Raw genomic sequence first — 22249 nt, 5'->3', positions numbered from 1 at the left:
TCAGGCCAGCGGGATGCGCATGACGAGGGTGAGGGAGCGGTCGACTTCCGCCGTGACGCCGGGCGGCACGATCACCGTCGAGTCGAGCTGGTCGATCACGGCGGGGCCGGCGACCTTCATCCCGGACTGGAGCGCCGCCCGGTCATAGACCGGCGCGTCGATCGTCTCCGGCAGCTCGTCGAAGCGGACGCGGCGCGTGCCGACGGGCGTCGCTTCGGCGTCGACGGGATCGAAGTCGGCGAACTTCGCCTTCGAGGTGACGCCGGTCGCGATCACGCTGACGCGGTAGATCTCGACGGGCGCGCCGGGACGCGAGTAGTTGTGCTCGCGGCCGTGCTCCTCGTGGAAGTAGGCGATCGACTCGTCGAGCGAGACGACGGGCGAGGCGATGTTGATCGACAGCGCGCGCCACTGGCCGTGGTAACGCATGTCGATCTTGCGCTGGAACACCATGTTCTCCGGCGTCACGCCCTCGGTGACGAGCCGCTCGCGGCCTTCGATCTCCAGCTCGCGGAAGGTCGTCTCGAGGTCGGAGACGTTCACCTCCTCGGCCTTCGCGAGGTACATCCGCGAGATGTCGTGCTGGATGTCGACCAGCAGGCAGCCGAGCGCCGAGGTCACGCCCGGGTTCGGCGGCACCAGCACGACGGGGATCGCCAGATCCTTGGCGAGCGCCGCGCCGTGGAGAGGCCCCGCGCCGCCGAAGGCGACCAGCGCGAAGTCGCGCGGGTCGTAGCCGCGACGGATCGAGAGCAGGCGGACGGCGTCCGCCATGTTGGCGTTCGCGACCTTCAGGATCGCGAGCGCGGCGTCCTCGACCGACATGCCGAGCGGCTCGGCGACGCCCTTGCGGATCGCCTCGGTCGCGAGGCCCTTCTCGAGCGAGACCTTGCCGCCGGCGAGCTGGTCGCTGAGGCGGCCGAGCACGACGTTGGCGTCGCAGTTGGTCGGGTTCTCGCCGCCGCGGCCGTAGCAGGCGGGTCCAGGCGTGGAGCCCGCCGACTGCGGGCCGTTGCGCAACGAGTTGGCGGCGTCCATCCAGGCCAGCGAGCCGCCGCCGGCGCCGATCGTCAGCACCTCGATCGAGGGAAAGCAGATCGGGTAGCCGTACTCGACGAACCACTCCTTGGTGACGTTGATCTCGCCGTTGTCGCACAGCGAGACGTCGGTGGAGGTGCCGCCCATGTCGAGGCCGATCGAGTTCTTGAACCCGGCCTGCTCGGCGACGAAGCGGCTGGCGATCGCGCCGGCCGCGATGCCGGAGGCCGACAAGCGCGCCGCGTAGCGCTCGGCCATCTTCGCGGTCATGACGCCGCCGCCGGAATGCAGCAGCAGCACGTCCTCCTTGTAGCCGCCGGCCTTCATGCGGCTCTCGAGACGGCTGGCGTACTGGCCGACGACCGGCGCCAGCACCGCGTTCGCGACCGTCGTCGAGAACCGCTCGTGCTCGAAAATCTCCGGCATGATGTCGCTGGAGATCGAGATCGTCGCGTCGGGGATCGCCTCGGCCAGGATGTCGCGCATCCGCTGTTCGTTGGCCGGGTTGATGAACGAGTTCGCGAAGCAGACCGCGATGGTCTTCACGCCGCGCTTCTTGATCACGCGGGCGAGCTCGGCCGCCTCCGTCTCGTCCAGCGGCGCGACGATGGCGCCGGAGTAGTCGGTGCGCTCGGTCACCACCAGGCGATCGCGACGCCGGATGTAGGGCTTCGCCATCTCCTTGTAGGTGTCCCAGAGGTCGTCGCGGTTGCCGCGGCGGATCTCGATGGTGTCGCGAAAGCCCTTGGTGGTGACCATCACGGCCGGCGGGAAGCGGCGGGTGATCAGCGCGTTGGTGGCGAGCGTGGTGCCGTGCTTGAACAGCAGCAGATCGTTCAGGTTCACGCCGCCGGCGTCGATGCCGGCCAGCACGCCGTCGATCGGGTCCGGCGTGGTCGGCACCTTCGCGACGTGCATCAGGCCGGTGGCCTCGCTCAGCACGCAGATGTCGGTGAACGTGCCGCCCACGTCGCAGGCGACGCGGACCCTGCGGTCCTCCACGTCAATCGCTTGAGTCATCTCTGGCTCCTCATGGCGGGCCGCGGGCGCCGTGCGTCGCGCAGGCCGTGAAAACGAAAAAAGCCGCCGCCAGCGATGATGCTGGCGACGGCTCCCTTGGCCGGTGTCCGCTGGCGACGATCTCTGGCGCGCGCGGACTTATGTGGACGTGGCGTTTCCGGTCGGCGCGCTCTGCGCCGGACGGGTCAGAAACCCACGAATTCCTCAGCGTTAATGATCGTCTCGCAGACGATCTCCATAGTAATTCGCGCAGTCATTGCGCGAGAGCGTATGGTCTCATACGCCTCTTGTTCAGATAATCCCTTGCGGGACATCAGTATTTGCTTCGCTTTCTCAAGCTTCCTGAAGCCTTCCAACCGTGCCTCAAGCTTGCGAACTCTGTCAAGAAGGATTTTCTCTTTAGAGGAAATTGTGTGGGCGATGACGATGCTGGTCAGAAGGCCGAAGGCGCGGATCGGCTTCGTCACGATTGCGGCGGCGCCGGCGCGGGCGACCGCCTCGATCACGGCCGGGCTTTCGAACTCCACGATCGCGACCAGGGTCACGCGCGCGTCACGCTCGGCCAGCGCCTTCAGCAGGACGTGCGTGAATCCGTCCTGCCGGAACAGCATGAACACGATGTCGGCGTCCGAGGGGATCGCGTCCCGCGGCGGCCACACGGCCTCGACGTTGCAGCCGATGCGGCGGATCTGGTCGACCAGTTCGTCGCGCTCGCGGTCCTTCGGGTGATAGACCACCACGCGGACGTTCCGAAGGTCGCGGAGGGCCTTCAGCATGCCGGTCAGCCCCCCGTCGCGCGCGCGGGGGCGGGCGCGGGGGCCCAGTCCTCGAGGCTGTGGTGGATCAGGTAGGGGTCGGGCTTGATCGCCTGCACGCTCTGCTCGAGCACCGTGAACTGGCCGTCCGCCTCGACGCGCCCGATCCGCGGCCAGAGGTAGGAGTGGCCGTTCTCGGCGTCGATCCGGATTTCGCCCTGCGGCGCGAGGAAGCTCGTTTCGCCGAGCGCCGACCGGATGTCCCGGGGTTCGACGGACCGGGCGCGACCGACGGCGTCGAGCGTCATGCGCGTCACGCTGTAGGCGGTCTCGGCCATGGCGTTCAGGCGCTCGTGCACGCCGAAGCGGGACTGGTAGGCGCGCACGAAGCGCCGGTTCTCGGGGCTGTCGATCGACTGGAAATAGGTGGCGCCGGTGAGGTGGCCGACGGCGAGGCCGGCGGGCATCGCCGCGATTTCCGCTTCGGTGACGGTCAGGCTCGCGATCGTCAGGGAGCCGGTCAGCCCGGCTTCGGCGCAGAGCTCGTAGAACCGCACAGCGGCTTCGCCGACGACGGTGCAGAACACGACGTCCGGCTTCTTCTTCTTGATGTCCTGGACGATCTGGTCGAGCTCCCGGCGGGAGGCGTCGAGCGGCACGTAGCGCTCGGCCAGCGTCTGCCCCTTCTGCTCCGCGACCAGGGTCATCATCACCCGGTTGGATTCGACCGGGAAGGTGTAGCGGGTGCCGACGAGATAGAAGCTCTTGCCGGCGTTGAGGATCAGATGCCGCGCCAGCAGCAGGATGTGCTGGTTCGGCACCGCCCCGCCGTAGATCACGTTCGGCGAGTATTCAAAGCCCTCGTAGGGCGCGGCGTAGGCCAGCACCGCGCCGCGTCGCTCGACGATCGGCACCACCGCCTGCCGCGTGTTGGTCATGTAGCAGCCGACCAGCAGGCCGGCGCCGTCCTCGTCCAGCATGCGCTCGGCGAGGCTCGCGAACCGCGCCGGGTCGGACTGGGCGTCGTAGGTCACGGGAACGACCTCGCGGCCGGCCACGCCGCCGGTGGCGTTGACCTCCTCGATCGCGAGCAGCGTCGCGTTGAGCTGGGTGCGCTCGAGATAGGCCGTCGGGCCGGTCGCCGAATACAGCGCGCCAACGATCAACGGCTTGGTGGTGTCGAACGCCATGCTCTTCCGCCTCAAGCACAAAAAAAAGGAGCTCCCGCCGGGCAGAACCGGCGAGAGCTCCCTTTGCTCCTGAGGCAGACGCTAGGCGCCGAGCCGCGCGCCGTCAACGCCAAAGTTGGCGGGGCGATGCTCGCCGTCAGCGGCGCGGCGCCGGGCGGGCGGGCATGGCGTTCGCATGCGCGCGCGCCCACCGCAGCGCTTCGTTGCGCGGCATCGGCCGGGCTATCAGGTAGCCCTGGAAGGCTTTGCAGCCCAGCTCCCGCATCGTCTCGAGGTCGTCCTCATGCTCGATGCCTTCGGCCACAACCTCGAAGCCGAGAGGGCCGGCGAGGCTGAGGATCGCCAGCACCAGGCTGCGGTTCTCGGTGGACCGGGACACGCCTTCGACGAAGATGCGGTCGATCTTCACCCGGTCCACCCGAAGCCGCCGAAGCGCTCCAAGCGAGGAGTACCCCACGCCGAAGTCGTCGATCGCCACGCTGACGCCCGCTTCCGACAAGGCGGCGAGCTTGCCGCGCACCGCCTGGATGTCGAGCGCGGTCTCCTCCGTGATCTCGATCTCGAGCATGGACGGCGGAACGCCGCGCGCCTTCAGGTCCTTCAGCACCAGTTCGTCCACGGCGATCTGCGACATCTCGCGGGGCGAGACGTTCATCGCGACGCGGGCGCCGCCGAGGCCGATCTCCCGCATGGCGAGGATGGTGACGCAGACGTCGCTCAGGATGAAGCGCAACAGTTGCTCGCCGAAGCCTGCGAGCGAGGCCGAGGCGATCAGGTCCGGAGGCGCGATCCAGCCGTGTCGCGGGTGGCGCCAGCGCGCGAGCGCTTCGAAGCCGCCGAAGCGCGCCCCGCCGTCGACCATGACCGGCTGATACCAGACCTCGAGGCCGCCCTCCGCCAAAGCCTTGCCGAGATCGCGCTCGATGTCGCGGCGCATCGCGATATGGTGCGCGAGCTCCGCGTCGAACACGTAGCACCGGTTTCGGCCGGCGACCTTGGCCGCATAGAGCGCCGCGTCGGCCGAGATCAGCATCTCGTCGATCGCCGGCGCCGTCGACACGTGAACGCCGATGCTGACGCCGATGCGGCCGGCGTCGAAGGCCGCGAAGGGGATCGTGATGGCGGCGATCAACTCGTGCGCGAGGAGCGTCGGGTTGACGTCGACGAGGCCCATTTCGAACAGCACGGCGAATTCGTCTCCGCCGAGCCGCGCCACCGCGAAGGAACTGGGCAGCGTGAGCCGCAGGCGACGCGCGACCTCGATCAGCACGTTGTCGCCGGCCTTATGGCCGTAGGTGTCGTTGACCGCCTTGAAGCCGTCGAGGTCGAGCAACAGCAGGCTCAGCGGCGATTGCGCGATCGCCGCCCGCCGTTCCGCCTCCTCCAGGAAGCCGCTGCGGTTGAGCAGGCCGGTCAGCGCGTCGCGCGAGGCCCGGCGGGTCATCTCCTCGGCGATCTCCGTCGCCGCGTCGTGCGCGCCCTCGAGCGACGTCGCGAGAAAGGTCGCCTCGTTCTTCAGCCGGCTGGTCTCTCGCATGAGGCCTTCGCCTTCCCGGCAGGCCCGGATCAGGGCCGCGAGATAGAGAACGACGGTCGCGCCGAGACACACGCGGTCGAAGCCGCCCGCGTAGAACAGGCAACCCGCCGCGGACAGAAGCGGCGGCGTGATGAAGCCGGTCGGGATGCGCGCATAGGCGAAACCGTGCGTGACGGCGCCCGCGGTGATCCCGCTCACCACGATCAGGTAGAACAGCGTCTGGGGCGACGTGTAGCCGGCGCAGAGCGTCGGGATGAACGCCCAGACCAGACCCGACGACAGCGCGGCCGCCGAGTGCAGTCGCAAGCGTCGATCGACGGCTGCCGGATCCGTCGTCTCCGGCAGTCGGCAGAGCATCATGCGGAAGCTGTTGGGAACGCAGGATGCGGCGAACCACAGCAGCCCGGCCGTGGTCGCGCCGGAGTTCCAGGCCACCAAAGCGGACATGATCCCCAACGCCACGTTGACGGGGATCGACAGAAGCACGCTGCGTCGCACGGCGGTGAGCTGATCGGCTCGGATCAGATGCGGAAGGGCCGTCGCGGCGCCCTTCGCTCCGCGCGATAAAGGTCGTCCCGCACCGACCATGTGCTGATCCTCAACGACGAAAGCCGGGCCCGTCCGCCCACGACTCATTCGTCAAGACCATCCTGCGCCCGAGTTAACAGCCCCGCAACGCCGCGGAAAGAACACTATGTCATCGTGGCGACAGGGGAAATCACCCTCCGCGCGCGCGAGGTCGGGACGGGCGCGTGCCGACGTAGAGCGCTCCGGCCGCGACCAGAGCGAGCGTCGATCCGATCGCGATCGGCGGCGCGCCCGACACGCTCACGAGCACGACCGAGAGCGCCATGCCGGCGAAGGCGAAAAGCTTGGCCTTGAGGGGAATCGCGCGGTCGCGGCGCCAGGCCACCACGGTCGGGCCAAGTTTGGGATGCGCCAGCAGCCAGGCTTCGAGGCGCGGCGAGCCGCGCGCGAAGCACGCCGCTGCAAGGATGAGGAAGACCGTTCCGGGCATCACCGGCAGGATGAGCCCTGCGACCCCAAGTCCCAGCAGTCCGAACCCGAGCGCGAGCCAGAGGAACCGCACCGCGCGGCTTCCTGCCGCCGCCCCTCCCTCGTTTCGCCCCATCGTCGCTCCACATGCTATGAAACTGTTTGTGCGTTGCGAAAGCGCCGGCCGCAAGCCGGCGCGCGCGCGGATCACGGAGCGCCTGAGCGCATGAAGGAAAAGCCCGACGCGACGCTCGCCGCACTGGCCGAGCCGCAGCCGGCGCCGAAGCCGAAGGGGGCGGCGCGCATCCGCACCTACTTCCTGACCGGACTGGTGGTCGCCGGGCCGGTGGCGATCACGATCTGGATCACGCTCTGGCTGATCGGCCTGATCGACGGCTGGGTGAAGCCGCTGATCCCGCTGGCCTACAATCCCGACAGCTACCTGCCGGTGGCGGTGCCCGGCTTCGGCGTGCTGGCGGCATTCCTGGGACTTACGATTCTCGGTTTCCTCACCGCGAATCTCGTCGGGCGCACCGTGGTGCAGTCCGGCGAGCAGGTGCTGAACCGGATGCCGATCGTGCGCTCGCTCTACAAGGGCGTGAAGCAGATCTTCGAGACCGTGTTCAAGCAGGACGGCACCAGCTTCCGCCGCGTGGGCCTGATCGAATGGCCGGGGCCGGGCATGTGGTCGCTCTGCTTCATCACCGAGCCCGCGCGCGGCGCGCTGGCGGAGGGGCTTCCGGGACCGGAGCACCTCTGCCTGTTCGTGCCCTGCACGCCGAACCCGACCACCGGCTATCTGGTGATGATGGAAGCCTCGAAGGTGACCGAGATCGACGTCTCCACCGACGACGCCTTCAAGCTCATCATGTCCATGGGCATCATCCAGCCCAACGCCGCGCCTCCCGCGACGCCGCCGATGATCGCGCCGAACCTGCCGGGCGGGGAAAAGCCGGAGATCGCGGCGCCCGCGGCGGGGTGATCACCCCGCCCGGAGGAGCCGCACCGCGGCGTCGCGTTCGAACAGGTGCAGCAGCAGCCGAAGCGCCTCGCCGCGCTCGGAGGTGAGATTCGGATCCTTCGCCAGCACCAGCCCGGCGTCGTCGTGGGCGATGCGGACCAGCTCGGCGTGGCGCTCCATGCGGGCGAAGCGGAACACGGCCATGCCGGACTGCCGCGCCCCCAGCACCTCGCCTTCGCCGCGCAGCTCCAGGTCCTTCTCGGCGATGACGAAGCCGTCGTCGGTGGCCTTCATGGTCTCCAGCCGCTGCTTCGCCGTCTCGCCTAGCGGCTCCTTCCACAGCAGCAGGCACATGGACCTGTCAGCTCCGCGGCCGACGCGCCCGCGGAGCTGGTGGAGCTGGGAAAGGCCGAAGCGCTCGGCGTGCTCGATCACCATGATCGTCGCCTCCGGCACGTTGACGCCGACCTCGATCACCGTGGTCGCGACTAGGATCGAGGTGCGGCCCTCCACGAAGGCTGCGACGGCGGCATCCTTCTCCGCGCCCTTCATCTTGCCGTGCACGAGGCCGACCCGGCCGGGGAAGACTTCCGCGAGGCTCGCGAACCGGTCTTCCGCCGCGGCGACGTCCAGCGTCTCGGACTGCTCGACCAGCGGGCACACCCAGTAGACCCGCGCGCCCTTGTCGATGGCCCGACCGACGCCGGCGACGATCTCCTCCAGGCGGTCGAGGTTGAACAGCCGGGTTTCGATCGGCGTCCGCCCCGGCGGCTTCTCGTCGAGGATCGAATGGTCCATGTCGCCGAAGGTGGTGAGCACCAGCGTGCGCGGGATCGGCGTCGCGGTCATCACCAGAACGTCGACGGCGTTTCCCTTGGAGGCCAGCGCCAGCCGCTGGCGGACGCCGAACTTGTGCTGCTCGTCGACGATCGCGAGCGCGAGGTCGCGGAAGACCACCTCGTCCTGGAACAGCGCGTGGGTGCCGACCAGCAGGTCGATCTCGCCCGCCGCCAGACGCTCGAGCAACTTCGCCCGCTCGCGGCCCTTCTCGCGTCCTGTCAGCAGCGCCACCGTCATGCCGCCGGCGGCCGCCAGCGGCTCCAGCGTCGCGAGGTGCTGGCGGGCGAGGATTTCCGTCGGGGCCATCAGCGCCGCCTGCCGGCCGGCCTCGACCGCGACGGCCGCCGCGAGCAGCGCCACCACGGTCTTGCCGGAGCCGACGTCGCCCTGCAGCAGGCGCAGCATGCGCATGGGAGCGGCCAGATCCGCGCGGATGGCCTCGAGCGCGCGGGCTTGCGCGCCCGTGAGCTGGAAGGGCAGGGCGGCCGTGATCTTCGCCGCGATCCGGCCGTCGCCGGCGGTGGCGCGGCCGCTCGCCCGCTTCATGTGCGCGCGCACCATCTGCAGCGCGAGCTGATTGGCGAACACCTCGTCGTAGGCGAGGCGCGTCAGCGCCGGTCCGTCGGCGGAGACGTCGCCGGGGGTCGTCGGGCGGTGAAGAGCGTTCAGGCTGGCGGCGAAGCCTGCGAAGCCGCTGCGGGCGAGAAACGCCGCGTCCTGCCACTCGGGCAGCGCCGGCAGCCGGTCGAAGGCCGCGCGGGCGATACGGGCGACGAGGTTGTGGTTCAGCCCCTCAACCAGCGGATAGGTGGGCTCCACCGGCGGCAGCCTGGCGAGGCCTTCGGCGTCGAGCACATGGGCGGGGTGCACCATCTGCACCATGCCGTCGAACAGCTCGGGATTGCCGGACACCCAGCGGGTTTCGCCCAAGGGCAGCAGGCGCTCGATGTAGGCTTCCTGCGCCTTGAAGAACACGAGCGTCATGGCGCCCGTTGCGTCCGCCACCACCACGCGGTGGGGCGCGCGGGGGGAACGTCCCGGCTGGTGGCGCTCCACCACCACCTCGACGGTCGCGATCTCGCCGGGGATGAGCTCCGCGATCGTCGGCCGCGCCCGGCGGTCGATCGCGCCGGTCGGCGCATGGAACAGGGCGTCGACCACGCGCGGCGCCCCGCCGCCGGCCGAGCTTCCAAGCAGGCGAGTCAGCGCCTTCGCCACCTTCGGCCCGACGCCGGGCAGCGAGGTCACGTCGGCGAACAGGGGATCGAGCCGGGAATCGCGCATGCGGCTTCAGGGAAAGCCGAGCCCGGCGGGGAAGGCAAGGGATGACCCTAAGTGGTGGCGAAAGCTCCGCGGTTTGCTTTCTTCTGACGACGATCCCGGATCGGCCTAAGGCCGTCCGGGATGACGGCGGCCCTTCTCAAAGCTGACATGCGGCGCCGCGGCTGCTAGGACCTCGGCCGCGCGGACATATATCGAACGCTCGTCCAGCAACCCGCGAGGCCGCGATGACAGGCACGACACGCACCGGAGAGGGTCTCGACCCCCGCCGCCGCCGTGCGCTCTACCGCTCCTGGCGGCGGGGCACGCGCGAGATGGACCTGCTGATGGGCCGCTTCGCCGACGCCGAGATCGACCTGCTGACCGAGGGCGAGCTCGACGTCTACGAGGAGCTGATCGAGGTTCCGGACCGCGACCTGTTCGCCTGGATCTCGAACAACGAACCTGTTCCTGAAAACTACGACACGACCGTCTACCGCCGCCTGCTGGCGTTTCACCTAGCCTTCCCGACGACCGAGCACATCGGGTGACGGCCGCTCCCTTGTCCCGGCCCCGAGCCGGGACCCAGAAACGCTGTTGTTTCAGGTCGGATTCCGCCGTCGTCGCTTTTTCTTGCGAGTTGTCGCGGTTATGGGTCCCGGCTCAAGGCCGGGACCCAGCGTTGCGTCTCCGCGCCAGCCTGTCTGAAGCCATATGACCCTGAAGCCCGACGCACTCCTCACCCTCGCCCCCGCCACCGTCACCAACGTGCCGGACGGGTTCGACGCGCTGATCCTGGCCGACCTCGCCCGCGCGGCGCGGGGCAGCCGGCACGACGCGCCCGGCGTGGTGCATGTGGCGCGCGACGGGGCGCGGCTTGCGGCGCTGGAACGGGCGCTGGCTTTCATGGCTCCGGACGTGGAGCTGCTGGTGTTCCCCGCCTGGGACTGCCAGCCCTACGACCGGGTGTCGCCCAACGCGGCGGTGGTCGCCCAGCGCACGACGACTCTCGCCCGCCTCGCGCGGACCCGCGGCGGCGACGCGCCGCGGCTCGTGCTGACCACCGTCAACGCCGCGCTCCAGCGCATCGCGACCCCGGAAAGCGTCGCGCGCCAGAGCTTTTCGGCCGCGCCCGGCAACATGGTGGACCTTAAGGCTCTCGCCGAATGGCTTGAGATCAATGGCTTTTTGCGATCCTCGACCGTCCGCGACTACGGTGAGTACGCCATCCGCGGCGGCATCGTGGATCTATTCCCCGCCGGCCACGCCGAGCCGATCCGGCTCGACTTCTTCGGCGACACGCTGGAGTCGATCCGCCCGTTCGACCCGGAGACCCAACGCTCCACCGGCCAGCTGCGCGCGCTTGACCTCGTGCCCATGTCCGAGGTGCAGCTGACCTCCGACACCATCCGGCGGTTCCGCCAGTCCTACGCCGCGACCTTCGGCGCGCCGGGCCGCGACGACCAGCTCTACGCCGCGATCAGCGAAGGCCGGCGCTACGCGGGGCTGGAGCACTGGTCGCCGTTGTTCCACGACGGCATGGCGACGCTGTTCGATCACCTCGCCGACGCCCGGTTCGTGCTGGATCCTCTGGCCGAGGACGCCGCGGGCGAGCGCCTCGCGCTGATCGCGGACTATTACGACGCCCGCGTCACGCAGGCGAAGCAGGACAAGGGCGGCGGCTCCTACAAGCCGCTGAAGCCCGACGCGCTCTATCTCGCCCCCGCGGAGTGGCGCGCGCGCCTCGACGAGACGGCGCCGCTGAAGCTGACGCCGTTCTCGCTGCCGGAGGGGCAGGGCGGCCGCGTGTTCGACGCCGGGGCCCGCGCCGGCCGCAGCTTCGCCGCCGAGCGCGCCGACGAGAACGCCAACGTCTTCGACGCCGTCGCAGCCCACATCCGCGAGCTGAAAGAGGACGGCAAGCGGGTCGTCGTCGCCGCCTGGAGCGAAGGCGCGCGCGATCGGCTGGGCACGGTGCTCGGCGACCACGGGCTGAAGGCGACCCGCAACGTCGCGAGCTGGCGCGACGCCATGGCGCTGCCGAAGGACGCAGTGGCGCTCGGCGTGCTCGGGCTGGAGCAGGGCTTCGAGACCGACGAGGTCGTGGTCGTCGCCGAGCAGGACATTCTCGGCGACCGGCTGGTGCGCGCCAAGACCAAGCGTCGCCGTCCGCAGGACTACCTGACCGAGGCGGCCGGCCTCGCCGCGGGCGACCTCGTGGTGCACGTCGACCACGGCATCGGCCGCTTCGTGGGGCTGAAGACCATCGAGGCCGCGGGGGCGCCGCACGACTGCGTCGAGCTGCATTACGCCAACAACGACAAGCTGTTTCTGCCTGTCGAGAACATCGAGCTGCTGACGCGCTACGGCTCCGAGGAGACCGAGGCCGTGCTCGACCGGCTCGGCGGCGCGGGCTGGCAGTCGCGCAAGGCGCGGCTGAAGAATCGCATCCGCGAGATGGCGGGCGAGCTGATCAAGATCGCCGCCGCGCGCATGACCAAGGAGGCGCCCCGCGCGGTGCCGCCGGAGGGGCTCTACGACGAGTTCTGCGCGCGCTTCCCCTACGACGAGACCGAGGACCAGCAGGCCGCGATCGACGCGGTGCTGGACGATCTCGCCGCCGGCCGTCCGATGGATCGGCTGATCTGCGGCGACGTCGGCTTCGGCAAGACCGAGGTGGCGCTGCGAGCCGCCTTCGTGGTGGCGATGAGCGGCCGTCAGGTCGCGGTCATCGTGCCCACCACGCTGCTCGCTCGCCAGCACTTCAAGACCTTCGCGGAGCGCTTCAGGGGGCTGCCGCTGAAGGTGCGGCAGGCCTCGCGCTTCGTGTCCCAGAAGGACATGACCGAGACCAAGAAGGGGCTCGCCTCCGGCGACGTCGACATCGTGGTCGGCACCCACGCCCTGCTCGGCAAGGGCATCGGCTTCCGCGACCTCGGCCTCGTGATCGTCGACGAGGAGCAGCACTTCGGCGTCGGCCACAAGGAGAAGATGAAGACGCTGCGCGCCGAGGTGCACGTGCTGACGCTCTCCGCCACCCCGATTCCACGCACCCTGCAACTGGCGCTGACCGGCGTCCGCGAACTGTCGATGATCGCGACGCCGCCGGTCGACCGCCTGACGGTGCGCAGCTTCGTGGCGCCGTTCGACCCGCTGATCGTGCGCGAGGCGCTGTTGCGCGAGCGCTACCGCGGCGGCCAGTCGTTCTTCGTCTGCCCGCACATCGAGGACCTCGCCGCCGCCCGCACCTTCCTGGAATCACAGGTGCCGGAAGTGAAGTTTGTGGTCGCGAACGGCCAGATGGCAGCGGGCGACCTCGAGCAGGCGATGACCGATTTCTACGAGGGCCGCTACGACGTGCTGCTTTCGACCGCGATCGTGGAGTCTGGCCTCGACATCCCGAACGCCAACACGCTGGTGGTCTACCGCGCCGACATGTTCGGCCTCGCCGCGCTCTACCAGCTCCGCGGCCGCGTGGGACGCGCCAAGACGCGCGCCTACGCGCTGTTCACGGTGCCGGCCAACAAGGCCCCGACTGTGAACGCCGAGCGGCGGCTGAAGGTGCTGCAGTCGCTTGAGGGTCTCGGCGCCGGCTTCCAGCTCGCGAGCCACGACCTTGACATCCGCGGAGCGGGCAATCTGCTGGGCGAGGAGCAGTCCGGCCACATCCGCGAGGTCGGCTACGAGCTCTACCAGCAGATGCTGGAGGACGCGGTCGAGAGCCTCAAGGAGGGCGGGGCCGAGGTCGTCGCCGACCAGTGGTCGCCGCAGATCACGCTCGGCGCGCCGGTCATGATCCCGGAGGAGTTCGTCGGCGATCTCGCGATCCGGCTGTCGCTCTACCGGCGCCTCGCGGAGATCGATACTGACGAGGGGCTCGATTCCTTCGCCGCCGAACTGGTCGACCGCTTCGGCCCGCTGCCGAGCGAGGTCAAGCAGTTGCTCGAGATCGCCGCTATCAAGGCGCTCTGCCGCCGCGCCAACGTGGAGAAGATCGACGCCGGCCCGAAGGGCGTGGTGCTGGCCTTCCGCGAGAACTCGTTCGCGAACCCGGACGGCCTCGTCCGCCATATCGCGATCGAGGAAGGCCCGAACGCCAAGGTCCGGCCGGACATGAAGATCGTGTTCAAGCGCGAGTGGCCGACGGTGGAGAAACGCCTCAAGGGCGCCGCCAAGCTGCTGCGCGATCTGGTGAAAATCGCCGAGGCTGGAAAGAAGGCGGCGTAAGCGCGCGGGCTTGAGGCCAGCCGTGCAAACCGTCCCGCAGGCGGCTTCTTTCCCCGTGTCCCGGCTCAAGGCCGGGACACGGGCGCGGCGATTCCTGCGCCTTCCAGCGGTGATCGCCGGCTCTTAGAACCAGCGCTCCTCCACCGTGATCGTGTCGCCGGGGCGCACGGGGTAGGTGAGCGGCACCTCGGCCTTGAACACCCGGTCGCCGTGGCGGCGGGTCAGCTCGACCGTCTTTTTCTGGGCGCGCGGCGAGAAGCCGCTGGCGATCGCGACCGCATTCTCCGCCGTCATGCCGACGACGTAGGGGTACTGGCCAGCGCTGTTGACTTCGCCCAGTATGTAGAACGGCCGGTAGCCCTCGATCTCCACGGAGACGTTGGGGTCCCGCAGGAATCCGCTCTTGAGCCTGGCCTCGAGGCCGGTGCGGACCTGGTCAGGCGTCTTGTTCACGACCGCGTAGCGGCCGACCAGCGGCATGGCGATCTGGCCGTCGGCCTCCACCGTGTAGCTGTTCGAGAGGTTGGGCTGGCCGAAGACGCTGACGCGCAACCGGTCGCCGGTCGCGAGCACGTAGGGTTCGTCGAAGGCCGCTGCGAGCGGCGGGGGCACCGCGCGCGGGCCGGAGCACGCTCCGAGGAGCGCGGCGGCGAACGACAGGGTGAGCGTGAGGCGGGTCGACATCGGCTAAGCGAACCTCGCGTTGAAGGTTTACGCTTCGTTACCCCAACAGGGTTAACAATCGGTTGTCTTCCGGTGAACGAGATCGCTCCAGGTTAACCATGCGGCAACCATAACGATGGTTTTCTAACCGTAGGAAATGCGTTCGATCAGGAATCGGGAACGGACATGTCCAACCGAACGAGCACCGCGGCAGAGGACGATCGCCCCATCGGCGGCGAGATCGATCTGCGCGCGCTTGGCCGTGGGCTGTGGCGCCGCAGGTTTTGGATCCTCGGCCCGGCGCTCGTCGTCGCCGTGCTCGCCTTCCTCTTCGTTGAGCTCACCAGCCCCTACTACCGGGCGACCGCGCTCGTCCTGATCGAGAACCGCGACCAGCTCGCGCCAGGCGGCGGAGGGCAGGCGCCCCAGCTTCCCGACGAGCAGGCCGTCGCCACCCAGGTCCAGCTGATCCAGTCGCGCGATCTCGTGCGCCAGGTCGCGGCCAAGCTCGATCTCGGCCGGGACAACGAGTTCTCCGTCGGCAGCGGTTCGTTCCTGCAGAAACTCGTCGGGCTGGTCGGGCTCGGCGACGTGGATGGCGATCAGCCGGTGCGCGAGCAGGTGGTCGACAAGGTCGCCAGGAACCTGTCCGTCTATCCCGTGTCGGGCGCCCGCGTGATCGGGATCGAGTTCGTCTCCACCAATCCGGACCGGGCCGCCAACGTCGCGAACGGCTTCGTGGAGGCCTACTTCGATATCCAGCGCGGCGCGAAGCGCGACCAGAACCGCCAGGCCGTCCAGTATCTCTCCGAAGAGATCGAGCGGATGCGCGACCGCGTCAGCGAAGCCGAGGGCAAGGTCGAGGCGTTCCGCGCCAAAGCCGGACTGCTCGTCGGCAGCGGCGGCGCGACGGTCACCGCCCAGCAGCTCGGCGAGATCAACACCCAGCTCGGCGCGGCGCGCACCCTGCAGGGCGAGGCCCGCGCGAAGGCCGACCTCATCCGCGACCTCATGCGTCAGGGCCGGCCGGCGGAAGCGCTCGACATCGCGAACTCGGACGTCGTCCGCGCGCTGGTGCAGCAGCGCTCCCAGCTCGCCGCCCAGATCGCGAGCGAGGCCCGCACGCTGCTCTCGCAGCACCCGCGGATGCGCGAACTCACGGCGCAGCTCTCCGGCCTCGACGTCTCGATCCGCACGGAGGCGGAGAAGCTCGCCCGCGCCTTCGAAAACGACGCCAAGTCCGCCAGCGCGCGCGTGGCGGCGCTCGAAGGCAGGCTCGAAGACCAGAAGTCGGTCGCCGCGACCGCGAACGACCAGGACGTCCAGCTTCGCGCGCTCGACCGCGAGGCGCGCACCCAGCGCGACCTTCTGGAGCAGATGCTGACCCGCTACCGCGAGACCTCCGCGCGCGAGAACCCCGATGCGCTGCTGGCCGACGCCCGCATCATCACGAAGGCCGCCGCGCCGAGCGAAGCCTACTTCCCCAAGAAGATTCCGACCATCGTGCTCGCGACGCTCGGCGCCTTCGTGCTGGCGCTGTTCGCGGCGGCGACCGCCGAGGTCTTCAGCGCTGCGGGCCGTCGGCCGGAAGACGAGGACACGGCCCCGCCCCCGCCCGCGGTGGGCGAGACGCCCGTGTTCGGACGGCTTCAGGGCGCCGCCTACCAGACGCCGCCGGAGACGGCTCCCGCGGCGGCCGCGCCGCCGCCGGGCGCCACGCCCTCGCGCGCCGAATCGATCGAGGTCGCGGACGCGGCCCTCGTGTCGGCGCTCGCCCGCCAGCTTGCCGCCATGCCGACCTCCGGCGGCGCGCTGCGCATCCTCGCGACCGGCGCCAGGCCCGACGTGTCCGTGGACGACGTCGCGACCAATCTCGCGCGCATCATGTCGGAGTCCGGGCGCCGTGTGGTCGCCATCGACGCGGGAGGCGGCGCGCCTCGCCTCGGCGACGAGGCGGCAGGGCCGGGGCTCGCCGAACTGCTCGAAGGCTCCGCGACCTTCGCCCAGGCGATTCATCGCGACCGGGGCTCGCGGGTGCACATCGTGCCGCGGGGAGGAGCAGCTTACGCGTCGCTCGACGCGGCCGCCCAGGGACGCCTCGGCGTGGTGCTCGAAGCGCTTGCGCTCACCTACGATTTCGTCCTGCTGTCCGCGCCCGGCGGAGTCGGCGCCGCCGACGCCTTCACGCCGCATTGCGAGGCGGCCATCCTGGTCTCCAACACCGGCGCGGGCGACGTCGCGACGGTCGACGCCCACGATCGGCTGAAGGCGACGGGGATCGAGGACGTCGTCGTTCTCCTCAAGCGCGACATGGGCCCGGACGACGGCTCGCGTCTCGCGGCCTGAGCGCGCTGCGGCCGCCCGGCGAGCTTGCTCCGCGAACGGGGATCTTGCAGTCCGACGTTCGCAGATTCCGTCGGACGGTGCGGGTTGCGCGACGTCGGCGAAGGAGCCTGTCGCGGTCAGTCGGCGGGCTCTTTGGCCTCGGCGGCGTCCGTCGCGGACCTGGGCCTCGCCCGGAGTTTGCGGAGCCTCTCGATCAGGCCATAGGCGGTCGGATTCGCCTTGATGCGCGCCTTGGCGGCCGTCTTCGCCGCCGCGCCCGCCGCGATCGCGCGGCCCAGAGCGCTGACGCCGAAGATCGAGTCGAACAGCGGTTCGCTGTCGGGGCAGTACATCTGCTTGTAGGCTGCGGCGCCGACGCCGAGGTCGAAACGCGCCATGCCGCGCGAGATCGCATCTTCGACCATGACGTTCAGCAGCAGCTCGCCGGGGCTGTACCGGGCCGGGTCGCCGCTCGTGATCGAGTTGAACATCCCGCACATCCGGTCGGCGTCGCAGATCACCGCGAAAGTGGCGATGACCTGTCCGTCGAGGTCGAATCCGTAGAGGTCGACCGTGCGCACGCCGCCGTCCAGCCCGGCGGCCGCTCGGATGAAGCGATCGACGCCCGGCAGCGCGAAGGGGTTGTCGACGCCTCGGGCGCCGAGACGCTGGGCCTTCTGGCGGAAGTAGGCCTCGAGCACGCGTTCGCGGTCGTCCGCGCTCTCGGCGCGGTAGAGCCGCACGGCGCCCTGCTCTTCGAACCGGCGCATCTTCCGCCGCTGCGCGGAGCGCGTCTTGGCGGAGACGAAGCGCTTGAGGTGGGCTTCGAGGCTGTCGGCCAGGGGGCCGCTGTAGCCTTCGTCCGGCGCGGCCTGACGCGGCAACGCCGCGAAGGGGTTCGGAACGCCGTTCCACGCCATGGGCTGGTTGCGCAGGACGAACAGGTCCACCCCGCCGGCCTGGGCGGTCTCCCGGATCAGACGCGCGACCTCGCCGGCGTCGAAGGCGGCGAGCCGGTCGCGGCGGATGACGGGCATGTTGTAGTTGACGTGGGTGCCGCCGAGGAACGCCGCGGTCGCGACGCCGAACGACCGGCGCAGGCCGAACGGCAGCAGCGCGACCGCCGCCCCGTCCCCGTCGCGCGCGACCGCGATCAGCGGCGCCGTCCGCTCATGAGCGGCGGCGTGATCGCTCCAGGCCCGGAGAAATGCGGGGGTCTGGTAGGGCGTGACGAAGGCTCGGCCGAGCAGGTCGCTCCAGAGCGGCTCGACGGCCGCGACGTCGCGATGGATCTCGATCGACGCGAAAGCTGGGCCGGCGCTGCGTCCGCGGCCGTCGATGGTGTCGAGGCTCGTCATGGTGCCCATCCGTCCCTGAGCGTCCGGCCGACCGTGGCATGCTCCCGTTAAGGCGACGCTACCGGATTCCCGACAGCTCACTTACTGACGCGGAGGTTCGAGAGCGAGTCGCCGATCTTCTGAAACGACGCTTTAAGAGCCGCCTGATCGGTGGCGTCGAAATAATACGATGTCGAGCTGGCGCAGTTTTGAAGAAGCGTCTTAACGCCCACTTCTTCCGGGCTGATGTTAAACGCGACCGTGTAAACCAGGATGCCTGCTGCTTTGATTTTGCCGCAGACCGTCGTGAGCCGCTTGTTGAGTTCGCTGCTGGCAGTGCTGAAGCCGGTATAGCCTATCCGGCCTTGCGACCGAACGCCGTAGGCTGTGTATGTCGTATCCGAAGACGTATTCGCGCCGAAGCGGTTTTCGCCGTCAGTCATCAAGACTACGGCCTTTTGCATATTCTTCGTGCCATAATCGAGCGGCAGTGAGTTCGTCAGCATCACGCCGTCCCAGAAGCCCCGCCACCGCGGCGACAGCATGCGCCATCCCCAGACAGCCCCGAGGTTGATCATCGTCGACCCTTGCGCCTTCATGGCCGAAATGCCGGTCTTGATGTCCTGCTTGACGTTGGTCATGCTGGTCATCGGCGTCGGGCAGAACCGACCCGGCCCACTCTGCAGCGTCCAGCTGGTATAGTAGATATTGAGCTTCGTCGGTCGGCTTGACGTGTCTATCCAATTGTTTCCGGATGTATCCGGGGCGTAATAGGCTTTGAATACGCTGTTCGCGGTCCTGGATTGCGGCGGATCGTCCGTCTGATCGAGTCCGCCTGCACGCGCCTCGACGCAGCCTGTCCAGTAGTCAGGATAATAGGGGTTTGTGCTGTTTTCGCGCGACGTGGCCGTGACCCACGCATCCGCTCGTGTCTTATTGGTGCCTATGTTGACTGCTTGAGAAAACGGCACTAGGCCGACGTAAAGATTCCTTGCGGTCGTCTGGTTGCCGAACAGTTGGTCGACCAGCAGATTGGCGGCGTCCTTCAATGCCGGCATGCTGCCGCTCTGTTCCATGGAGCCGGTGTTGTCGAGCACCATGACAACCTCGAGGCCGGTCAGCTTGCGCGTGACCTCGGACGTGGCGCCCACAGTGACGAAGTCCTGCCCGAACAGCCTCATGAATGAGGTGGGCATAATGGCTGTAGCGGTGAGCGTGACGACCGACTTGTCGGCGTTGGGCGTGGCGGTGACGGCCGTGACGGTCGCGCCGGCGAAATTGTCGACGAAGTTTGCTTTGACGAACTTCGTCGCCTCTGCGGTGGGCGTGACCGTGCTGATGCGGTTCGCAACCGCGAGGCCGGCGGCGTCGAGCGCGTCATAGAGGCGAGCGCGGACGATGACCGAGCGCCCGATGTCGATAGCGATCCCCATGCAGCCGATGAGGACAAGGCCGATTAGGCCAAGCAGCGGCGCGGTTGCGCCGCTGTCGGACTGCGTGAAGCGACGGAGGGGGCGAAACGTGTGCGACAAGGGCGTCATGCCTTAGCTGCAGGGCTTTGTGGTGAGGCCGCCAAGGCGCGGGCGGAACATTGCTTTGCTGTAAATGTCGATCGTAGATGTTGAGAATAACTTGAATAATGGCGTGTATTTATAATACACTTCTGAAATTATAATGTTGTCGTTCTCATCAAGAAGCATGTTCTTGTCGACGGATGCCGCGCCGCCGGGCGAGCCGATCTTGCTCGACCAACCAGAGACCGTTGCGCTCTTACACTGCCATCGTACTTTCACGGCGCCGTTGCTGGCGAGGTACACCGAAGTCAGCATTGTCACGCCGGTTGAGCCGGATACGTAGGACGACAAGTTCTCGCTGCTGATCCGATAAATCTGATCGAGGGCTTTGTCGCTCAACTCGTCGGCCTTGTATTGCGAGGCGACGTCGGAGACCGCGAAACCGATGCCCATGACCTTGTGGACGGCGAGCGTGTAGCGCGCGAGGTCCGTGCCGCCGAGCAACAGGAGGGATAGGAGGGGCGCCGCCAAAGCAAGCTCCACGGCTGCGACGCCGGAGTCCGAGCGGTTTAGCCGGCGAAACTGCTGGCCTAGGGAACGGAGCGTCCGCCGCCTCATGGCATCGTCCCATAAGGTTCGTTGCGGACGACCGCGCGCGCGCTCAGCGTACGGACGCCCTTGGTCGCGATAAGGTCGGCGATCATCGGAGTGTGCACCGGCCAGTTGTAGGTGGCGGTGAAAACCACGATCTGGCCGCCGGTTCCATAGCCGGCGGAGCCCTTACCGTCGTCGTAGGATCCGTTTCCGTTAACATCGGTGTAAGCTTCGCCGGCGTCCCGCACGCCGTTCTTGTTGGTGTCGGTAAAGGGTTCCGGATTGATTGAGCTGTAGTCGGCGTAGGACGTCGAGGTGACGATGATTTTGGTCGGATCAAGGTACGCCTGAGCGGCTTTCCTGATAGCGGCCGCGACCGTCGCGGTCTGCGTCGAGGTCGACGCGACGTAGCCGGTCTTCGAGGTGCGCGAGCCCATAAAAACGGCGTCGTCCAGCACGTGCTGGGCCGCCATCATCAGCCCAACCTCGATCGTTCCGAAGACGAACAGCAACAGGACCGGAGCGATCATAGCGAACTCCACGGCCGCCAGGCCGCGCGAGTCCCGTCGCAATGCGACGATCGATGTCTTAAGTCTGCGCGTTCGCATGAATGAACGGATCCGGCTAATCTCGTTAGTGGAGCCGTTATCTCACGCACATCTCTACGTTGATTAAATGGGGCTGCATAAAAAGAGATGTATTCACGACAGAAGTATTTAATGTGTCATTAACTGTACAAATGAGGGAGTTCGCCTTAGTTCTGCGGGCGTTGGCTGGAGGAGGGTACATGGCGCGCTGCGTCCGGTGCACGGTTCGTTCACCAGATCAGCTGATAGTACGGGTTGGTGAGAATGAAGCGGGGGCGTAGCCGCATGGCGGGCGTGCGGACGACGGCCTTTCGCGCGGCGTTCGCCGGGCTTCACGCGAGCGGCGCCAACAGCTGGCTGGCGCGGCGCGCGCGGGGGCTGGGCGTCGTGCTGACGCTGCATCACGTGCGCCCGTGGCGGGAGCGCGCCTTCGCGCCCAACCGGCTGCTCGAAGTCACGCCCGAGTTCCTCGACGCAACGCTTGCCCGCGCGCGTGAGCTCGGTTTCGATTTCGTCTCGCTCGACGAGGCGTGGCGGAGGGTCTCGGTCGGAGTCTCGCTGCGCCCCTTCCTGCATGTGACCTTCGACGACGGCTACCGCGACGTGCGCGATTTCGCGCTGCCGGTGCTCGAGCGGCATGGCGCGCCCGCCACGCTCTACGTCGCCTCGGCCTTCGCCGACGGCGAAGCCGAGATCTGGTGGCTGGCGCTCGAGGAGGCCCTGGTCCGCGCGCGCCGCGTCGTCGTCGATCTCGGGCGCGGCGAGGCGGTGCTGTCCACCGTCTCCGCGCAGGAGAAGGCGGCGGCGTGGGACGCGATCTACTGGCGGCTGCGCTCCGGTCCGGAGGAGCGGCTGCGGTCGGAGGTTCGCCGGCTGGCGGAGGAGCAGGGCGTCGACGTGTTCGCCTTCGCGCGCGATCTCTGCATGCGCTGGGACGAGCTAAAGGAGGTCGCGAAGAACCCCCTGGTCACGATCGGCGCCCACACCGTCACGCATCCGATGCTGGCGAAGCATCCGGAGGACGCGACGCGGGCCGAGATGGCGGAGAGCCGCGAGGCGATCCGGCTCAAGCTCGGCGAGGCGCCGGCGCATTTCGCCTATCCCGTCGGAGATCTCTCGGCGGCGGGGCCGCGGGAGTACGACATCGCGCGCGACCTCGGCTTCGTCACCGCCGTCACGACGCGGCCGGGGCATCTGTTCAAGCGCCACGCCGCGACGCCGACGGCGCTGCCGCGGGTCTCGCTGAACGGCCATTTCCAGACGCCCGCCGCGGTCGACGCGCTGCTCGCCGGCACGCCGTTTCTCGGCCTGCGGGCGCTCGGGCGCGGCTGAGCGGGCAGGGCGCGCGCGACGGCGCGACGTCCCGCGGCGAAAACAAAAAAGGCGGGCCTGAGCCCGCCTTTTC

General features: G+C 68.6%; 16 protein-coding genes. 5 read left to right on the top strand and 11 right to left on the bottom strand.

What is annotated here, in order from left to right:
• From JOD31_RS02920 to JOD31_RS02900, 5 genes are all read right to left on the bottom strand, one after another.
• Entirely contained in the window at window positions 1-2058 is a 2058-nt protein-coding gene (locus JOD31_RS02920; RefSeq protein ID WP_204948802.1) for a hydantoinase/oxoprolinase family protein, read from the bottom strand.
• A gap of 185 nt (window positions 2059-2243) precedes the next feature.
• Window positions 2244-2834, bottom strand: coding sequence for an ANTAR domain-containing response regulator (locus JOD31_RS02915; RefSeq protein WP_204948801.1), 591 nt, complete (start codon window positions 2832-2834; stop codon window positions 2244-2246).
• Window positions 2835-2839: 5 nt separating this feature from the next.
• The gene (locus JOD31_RS02910) at window positions 2840-4003 is read right to left on the bottom strand and encodes a transporter substrate-binding domain-containing protein (protein WP_204948800.1); all 1164 of its coding nucleotides are present in this window, start codon (window positions 4001-4003) and stop codon (window positions 2840-2842) included.
• Window positions 4004-4139: 136 nt separating this feature from the next.
• A complete protein-coding gene (locus JOD31_RS02905; RefSeq protein ID WP_246482311.1) occupies window positions 4140-5987 on the bottom strand; it encodes a putative bifunctional diguanylate cyclase/phosphodiesterase in 1848 nt (615 codons plus the stop codon).
• Between the two features lie 271 nt (window positions 5988-6258).
• The gene (locus JOD31_RS02900) at window positions 6259-6672 is read right to left on the bottom strand and encodes a YbaN family protein (RefSeq protein WP_204948799.1); all 414 of its coding nucleotides are present in this window, start codon (window positions 6670-6672) and stop codon (window positions 6259-6261) included.
• A gap of 90 nt (window positions 6673-6762) precedes the next feature.
• Here JOD31_RS02900 and JOD31_RS02895 point away from each other — a divergent pair, with 90 nt between their 5' ends.
• A complete protein-coding gene (locus tag JOD31_RS02895) occupies window positions 6763-7518 on the top strand; it encodes a DUF502 domain-containing protein (protein ID WP_204948798.1) in 756 nt (251 codons plus the stop codon).
• Here JOD31_RS02895 and recG read toward each other — a convergent pair whose 3' ends face one another.
• The gene (recG, locus tag JOD31_RS02890) at window positions 7519-9621 is read right to left on the bottom strand and encodes an ATP-dependent DNA helicase RecG (RefSeq protein WP_204948797.1); all 2103 of its coding nucleotides are present in this window, start codon (window positions 9619-9621) and stop codon (window positions 7519-7521) included.
• Window positions 9622-9845: 224 nt separating this feature from the next.
• On the opposite strand from recG, the gene JOD31_RS02885 reads away from it, so the two are divergent.
• Both JOD31_RS02885 and mfd read left to right on the top strand, forming a co-directional pair.
• Window positions 9846-10148 carry an FAD assembly factor SdhE gene (locus tag JOD31_RS02885; RefSeq protein ID WP_204948796.1) on the top strand — a complete coding sequence of 101 codons (303 nt, stop codon included), beginning with the start codon at window positions 9846-9848 and terminating at the stop codon, window positions 10146-10148.
• 163 nt (window positions 10149-10311) lie between these two features.
• Entirely contained in the window at window positions 10312-13824 is a 3513-nt protein-coding gene (gene mfd / locus JOD31_RS02880) for a transcription-repair coupling factor (protein WP_204948795.1), read from the top strand.
• Window positions 13825-13947: 123 nt separating this feature from the next.
• Here mfd and JOD31_RS02875 read toward each other — a convergent pair whose 3' ends face one another.
• Window positions 13948-14508, bottom strand: a complete 561-nt coding sequence (locus tag JOD31_RS02875) for a polysaccharide biosynthesis/export family protein (RefSeq protein WP_204948794.1) — start codon at window positions 14506-14508, stop codon at window positions 13948-13950.
• A gap of 165 nt (window positions 14509-14673) precedes the next feature.
• Between JOD31_RS02875 and JOD31_RS02870 the strand changes: the two genes are divergently transcribed.
• Window positions 14674-16833 carry a GumC family protein gene (locus JOD31_RS02870; protein ID WP_204948793.1) on the top strand — a complete coding sequence of 720 codons (2160 nt, stop codon included), beginning with the start codon at window positions 14674-14676 and terminating at the stop codon, window positions 16831-16833.
• A gap of 116 nt (window positions 16834-16949) precedes the next feature.
• On the opposite strand, the gene JOD31_RS02865 is transcribed toward JOD31_RS02870, so the two are convergent.
• From JOD31_RS02865 to JOD31_RS02850, 4 genes are all read right to left on the bottom strand, one after another.
• Window positions 16950-18170, bottom strand: a complete 1221-nt coding sequence (locus JOD31_RS02865) for a GNAT family N-acetyltransferase (RefSeq protein WP_204948792.1) — start codon at window positions 18168-18170, stop codon at window positions 16950-16952.
• A 77-nt stretch (window positions 18171-18247) separates the two neighbouring features.
• On the bottom strand, window positions 18248-19681 hold the full coding sequence (locus JOD31_RS02860; RefSeq protein ID WP_428980896.1) for a pilus assembly protein TadG-related protein: 1434 nt from the start codon (window positions 19679-19681) through the stop codon (window positions 18248-18250).
• Between the two features lie 12 nt (window positions 19682-19693).
• Complete coding sequence (locus JOD31_RS02855) at window positions 19694-20281, bottom strand: TadE/TadG family type IV pilus assembly protein (RefSeq protein ID WP_204948790.1); 588 nt, start codon at window positions 20279-20281, stop codon at window positions 19694-19696.
• Entirely contained in the window at window positions 20278-20865 is a 588-nt protein-coding gene (locus tag JOD31_RS02850) for a TadE/TadG family type IV pilus assembly protein (protein WP_271206149.1), read from the bottom strand. Before JOD31_RS02850 ends, JOD31_RS02855 begins: the two co-directional genes overlap by 4 nt.
• 264 nt (window positions 20866-21129) lie before the next feature.
• On the opposite strand from JOD31_RS02850, the gene JOD31_RS02845 reads away from it, so the two are divergent.
• Window positions 21130-22176, top strand: coding sequence for a polysaccharide deacetylase family protein (locus tag JOD31_RS02845; protein ID WP_204948789.1), 1047 nt, complete (start codon window positions 21130-21132; stop codon window positions 22174-22176).
• The last annotated feature ends 73 nt before the right edge of the window (window positions 22177-22249 follow it).

Source organism: Methylopila capsulata, assembly GCF_016907975.1.
GTDB lineage: Bacteria > Pseudomonadota > Alphaproteobacteria > Rhizobiales > Methylopilaceae > Methylopila > Methylopila capsulata.
This window is presented reverse-complemented; position numbering and strand designations above follow the sequence as displayed.

Excerpts from the sequence above, each read along its gene's own strand:
- JOD31_RS02915 (WP_204948801.1), bottom strand. The coding sequence starts at position 2,834 with ATGCTGAAGGCCCTCCGCGACCTTCGGAACGTCCGCGTGGTGGTCTAT.
- JOD31_RS02900 (WP_204948799.1), bottom strand. The coding sequence starts at position 6,672 with ATGGGGCGAAACGAGGGAGGGGCGGCGGCAGGAAGCCGCGCGGTGCGG.
- JOD31_RS02910 (WP_204948800.1), bottom strand. The coding sequence starts at position 4,003 with ATGGCGTTCGACACCACCAAGCCGTTGATCGTTGGCGCGCTGTATTCG.
- JOD31_RS02870 (WP_204948793.1), top strand. The coding sequence starts at position 14,674 with ATGTCCAACCGAACGAGCACCGCGGCAGAGGACGATCGCCCCATCGGC.
- JOD31_RS02850 (WP_271206149.1), bottom strand. The coding sequence starts at position 20,865 with ATGCGAACGCGCAGACTTAAGACATCGATCGTCGCATTGCGACGGGAC.
- JOD31_RS02865 (WP_204948792.1), bottom strand. The coding sequence starts at position 18,170 with ATGACGAGCCTCGACACCATCGACGGCCGCGGACGCAGCGCCGGCCCA.
- JOD31_RS02905 (WP_246482311.1), bottom strand. The coding sequence starts at position 5,987 with ATGTCCGCTTTGGTGGCCTGGAACTCCGGCGCGACCACGGCCGGGCTG.
- JOD31_RS02885 (WP_204948796.1), top strand. The coding sequence starts at position 9,846 with ATGACAGGCACGACACGCACCGGAGAGGGTCTCGACCCCCGCCGCCGC.
- JOD31_RS02855 (WP_204948790.1), bottom strand. The coding sequence starts at position 20,281 with ATGAGGCGGCGGACGCTCCGTTCCCTAGGCCAGCAGTTTCGCCGGCTA.
- recG (WP_204948797.1), bottom strand. The coding sequence starts at position 9,621 with ATGCGCGATTCCCGGCTCGATCCCCTGTTCGCCGACGTGACCTCGCTG.
- JOD31_RS02920 (WP_204948802.1), bottom strand. The coding sequence starts at position 2,058 with ATGACTCAAGCGATTGACGTGGAGGACCGCAGGGTCCGCGTCGCCTGC.
- JOD31_RS02895 (WP_204948798.1), top strand. The coding sequence starts at position 6,763 with ATGAAGGAAAAGCCCGACGCGACGCTCGCCGCACTGGCCGAGCCGCAG.
- JOD31_RS02875 (WP_204948794.1), bottom strand. The coding sequence starts at position 14,508 with ATGTCGACCCGCCTCACGCTCACCCTGTCGTTCGCCGCCGCGCTCCTC.
- mfd (WP_204948795.1), top strand. The coding sequence starts at position 10,312 with ATGACCCTGAAGCCCGACGCACTCCTCACCCTCGCCCCCGCCACCGTC.
- JOD31_RS02845 (WP_204948789.1), top strand. The coding sequence starts at position 21,130 with ATGGCGGGCGTGCGGACGACGGCCTTTCGCGCGGCGTTCGCCGGGCTT.